Origin of the sequence: uncultured Thiodictyon sp. (genome assembly GCF_903828115.1) — a bacterium.
Taxonomy (GTDB): domain Bacteria; phylum Pseudomonadota; class Gammaproteobacteria; order Chromatiales; family Chromatiaceae; genus Thiodictyon.
In genome coordinates, this window is record NZ_CAIKKU010000328.1 from 1 (window position 1) to 4,461 (window position 4,461).

Consider the following 4,461-nt stretch of genomic DNA (forward strand, 5'->3'; position numbering starts at 1 on the left):
AAAGTCCCCTGCGTAGCCAGGCCATCCTGGCCTGGCCAGGCTGGAGCAGTCAGGGCTGGAAGCCCTGACTACGCAGGCTCGCTCGCCAGCGATCGGCATGACTTTCATCTGCCGGGGTGGCGCGGGCGCCATGACCGTTAGCGGGAGGGCCGCCCGTTAAAGCGTCGACCTCCAGTTGTCGGTGGCGTCGGCGTCGGTGCGGGCGAGAAACGCGCGTGCCGCGGTGGCGTCCAGGGCGATCTGGCGGCGCAGCGTCTCGAAGGAGTCGAAGCGCTGCTCGTCGCGCAGCTTGAGGCTGAATTCCACCTCCAGGTGGCGGCCGTAGAGGTCCTGGTCGAAGTCGAACAGGTGGACCTCCAGCCGGCACCCCTGGCCGCCGACGGTCGGGCGGGTGCCGATGTTGGCGACCCCGGGGTGGGGGGCGCCGCCCAGGCCATGGACCCGGACGGCGAAAACGCCCAAGAGCGGGCTGACCCGGCGGTGCAGGTCGAGGTTGGCGGTGGGGAAGCCGATGGTGCGCCCGCGCCGGTCGCCGTGACCGACGCGGCCCTGCATCCGGTAGGGGCGGCCCAGGAGGCGCCGCGCCTGGTCCAGGTCGCCGCGGGCCAGGGCCTCGCGCACCCGGGTGCTGCTGATGCGCTCGTCGCCCTGGGTGATGGTGTGCTGGTCCTCGACCTCGAAGCCGGCCGCGCCGGCCGCCGCGCCCATGCTGCGCAGCAGGGCATAGTCACCGCCGCGGCCCTGCCCGAAGCGGAAGTCGTCCCCGACCAGCAGGTAGCGCACCCCCAGGCCCTCCAGCAGCAGGCGGCGCACGAAGTCCGGCGGCGCCACGGCGGCCAGGCGCGGCCCGAACTCCAGGACCATGACCCGCGCGATCCCGCAGTCGGCGAGCGCCTTGAGCTTTTCGCGCAGGCGCGTGAGCCGCGCCGGCGTGCGGTCCGGGGCGAAGAACTCCATCGGCTGGGGCTCGAAGGTGATGACCGCGGCCGGCAGCCCCAGGGCGCGTCCGCGCGCGAGCAGGCGCCGGAAGACGGCGCGATGCCCCAGGTGGACCCCGTCGAAGTTGCCGATGGTGGCGACGCAGCCCCGGTCCCCGGGGCGCAGGTTGTGTAGACCGCGGATCAGCCTCATGGAACTTAAGCCCTGGCGACAGGACCGCGCAGTATACGCGGGTCGCCCATGGCCGTCAGACCAGGAGTCGGTCGGCCTCCCGCAAGGCCTGCCGCAGCCGCAGATTGGACAGGGCGAACTTGATGGACTCGCCGACCGTGACCGCCAGGGTCCGCAGTTCCTGGAACTGGGGCCCGGTGAGCGGTTCGGCGGCCGCCACATGCAGCAGGCCGAGGCTGGCGCCGCGCACGTTCAGCGGTACGCACACAGAGGCGGGCGGCGGCTGGGCCGGGACGTGCCGGCAAGCGATCTCATCGCCGGCGGGGCCGATCCCATGTGGTTGACCGCGCCGCAAGGCCCAGCAATCGTGCAGTGCGAAGGCCGGGGGCAGGCTGTCGGCCGCACCCCAGGCGGCGACCCGGTGCAGCTCGGACGGCGCGCCGTCGCTGACCGCCAGGGCGCCGCTGCAGGGCGCGAACAGGACCTCGGCGCCCTCGGCGATGACGGCGTAGGCCTCTTGCGGGGTCTCACAGGAGAGCAGCAGGTCGTTCATGCGGTTGAGCGCGACCATCCGGGCGTCGTGGCGCCGCACCTCGGCCAGACTGACCCGCAGGGCCTCTTCCGCCCGGCGTCGTTCGGTGATGTCGGTGCTGGTGCCGGCCATCCGCAGCGGCCGGCCGGCGGCGTCGCGCGCCGTGACCTTGGCGCGCGCCAGGACCCAGCGCCAGTCGCCGTCCTTGGTCAGCATCCGGTGTTCGCTCTCGAAACGCGCCGTGGTGCCGTCGAGATGGGCCTGCACCTCGGCCTGGACCCGCGGCAGGTCATCGGGATGGACCAGCCGTTCCCAACCGCGGGAGTTGGGCTCGATCTCGGCCAGGTCATAGCCCAGTATCTGCGCCCAGCGTTGACTCACCGACAGGTCGCCGGTGACCAGGTTCCAGTCCCAGAAGCCGTCGTTCGCCCCCTCCAGCACCAGGCGCAGGCGCTCTTCGCTCGCCTGCAGCGCCGCCTCGGCCAGCTTGTAGGCAGTGATCTCCTCGTGCGCGACCACCACGCCCGGGCGGGCACCGCGGATGGGAAAGGCGACCATCTCGAACCAGCGTGCCTCGGTCGGCGAATCACAGGGGTAGACCAGGCGGAAGCTGCCGCGGGTGCCGTCCAACACCTGCTGGATGCCGTGCAGGGCGGCGGCCGCCTCCACGCCGTCCTGGCCGGACAGGGCGACGCGGCACACCTCCAGATAATCGGTGCCGGTCAGGCAGTCCAGACTGCCGCCATTGGCCTCGGCAAACCGCAGCCAGGCGGCATTGACCAGGGTGATGATCCCTTGCCCATCCAGCACGGCGATATTGGCGGAGAGCGAGTCCAGTACGTCGCTGAGCAGGGCCTCGCTCGCGCACAGGGCGTCCTCGGCCAACCGGCGCCACTCGATATCGATCAGTGCGCCGAGCTTGCGGACCGAATCCAGTTCCTCGGGGCGCCACTGCCTGCTGTGCAGGCGCACGATCTGTGACCAGGCGGCGAAGGAGCGGCGCGGGCTCAGGCGGCCGTCCGGGGTCAGGTCCACCGCCTTGTCTGGATTGCCGCCCCAGGTCACCTGGCGCAACTGTTCGCCGCGAAACCACAGGAACTTGGCGGACGGCGCGGCATTCAGGGGGAAGAGCGCCACCCCGGCGGCGGTTTCCGCCAGGTCCGTCGTCGCGCTCAGGTGCGCGCTCAGGCAGTCGGTGGCGAAGAGATCGAGATCGGCGCTGCCGTCCTGGTGCAGGCTGGTCAATCCCGTGACGATGGCGAGGACCTCTTGCCGGTCCGGGGTCTGGCCGCCGGTGGTGACCTCGTCGCCGTGAACCAGGGCCACGCCCTCGGCCCCGCTCGCGCCCAGGATATCGGCCAGTTCCGGGCCGCGGAGCAGGGCCGACAGCCGCGCGCCCCGGCGCATCGCGGCGATGATCCGGTCGCGGCACTGCTTGAGGTGCGCCGCGTAGCGTCCGACGTCAAGCGCTTCCGCCAGCGCGATCTGGGTCGCCAGGTCCTGCCCCATCCAGTCGGCGATCTGACGGATCTCGCCCGACACCGGGAGCGGCGTGGCGTGATGGCAGGCGATCAGACCCCAGAGCTGGCCCTCGCGCAGCAGTGAGGTCGTCAGCGTGGACCTGACCCCCATGTTGCGCAGATACTCCAGGTGCACCGGAGAGGCCGCGCGCAGCGTGCTGCGCGACAGATCGAGCGGTTCCCCGGTCACCGGATTCACCACCGGCAGGAGCGGCGACGCCTGGTAGTCGACATCGACTATGACGCGCGTGTGGTTGATCAGATACAGGCGCCGCGCCTGGGCCGGGATGTCCGAGGCCGGCCAGTGCAGGCCCAGATAGGGTTCCAGCTCGGCCCGGCGGGCCTCGGCGACGACCTCGCCGTGCCAGTCCGCGTCGAAGCGATAGATCATCACCCGGTCATAACCCGTGAGGCGTCTGAACAGTTCGGCGGCGCACTGGAGCTTGGCCGGCAAGGCGCTCTGGGCATGGACCGCACTGAAACCCCGTACCGCCTCGGCCAGCACGGTGCCGAATGCGGCCGGGGCGGCCGGTGCGGGTTCCAACTCCAGCACCACCAGGTCATCGCACTGGTGGAGGTAACCCGTGAAGGTGCCGCCCGTGGGCGCCCGCCAGGTGAAGGAGGTCGGGACCGCGGGCAGTTCCCGGTAACGGGCCAGCGCCTCGCGCAGTGCCTCGGCCAGGCCCGGACCCAGGGTCGCCAGTTCGCACCCCGCCAGATCGGCCGCCTCGAGACCCAGCAGGGTGGACGCGTTGGCGCTCGCCTGGGTGATGTCGAGGGACGCCCCGTACAGCGCCAGCAGGACGCCGTGCGGCTGGATGGCGCCGGGGATATGGATCGGTTCGGCCTCGCACTGGGAGATGTCGGGCGGCGGGGTGAGCGCGAGCGTGGGTGCCATGCGAGTCTCCGGCGATTATAAGGGCGGCGTCTGCGGGCCGTTGGTCGTCTTCGCGTAGCCTACCCGATCTCCGATTCCCAAGGGAGCCGGGGCGTCCCGCCCCGGGTTTTTCGCCGGCAGGGCCGGGACGCCCCCGCTCCCGATTAGGGCGGGGACACGACGACCCGGTTGCGCCCGGCCTCCTTGGCCTGATAGAGGGCGGCGTCGGCCCTGGCCAGCAGGTCGGGCGGCAAGGACGCGGGCACGATTGGCGGTCTTTTCATCGCAAGAGCATAGCCCGCTTCCCGTCTACCCGTCGGACGGAATCCGCCGCCACAGAGAGTACCTACAGCGACCGGACCTTCTCACGCACCGGGCATCGTTGTCGTTGTCGTTGTCGTAATCGAACAATCCGATCACGA

General features: G+C 71.1%; 2 protein-coding genes. Both read right to left on the reverse strand.

What is annotated here, in order from left to right:
- Window positions 1-156: 156 nt before the first annotated feature.
- Complete coding sequence (gene ribF, locus QZY48_RS11990) at window positions 157-1,131, reverse strand: bifunctional riboflavin kinase/FAD synthetase (protein ID WP_295431087.1); 975 nt, start codon at window positions 1,129-1,131, stop codon at window positions 157-159.
- Between the two features lie 55 nt (window positions 1,132-1,186).
- Window positions 1,187-4,060, reverse strand: a complete 2,874-nt coding sequence (locus QZY48_RS11995) for a PAS domain-containing protein (RefSeq protein WP_295431088.1) — start codon at window positions 4,058-4,060, stop codon at window positions 1,187-1,189.
- Window positions 4,061-4,461 lie beyond the last annotated feature (401 nt).

Coding starts and splice junctions, on each gene's coding strand:
- QZY48_RS11995 (WP_295431088.1), bottom strand. CDS start 4,060: ATGGCACCCACGCTCGCGCTCACCCCGCCGCCCGACATCTCCCAGTGC.
- ribF (WP_295431087.1), bottom strand. CDS start 1,131: ATGAGGCTGATCCGCGGTCTACACAACCTGCGCCCCGGGGACCGGGGC.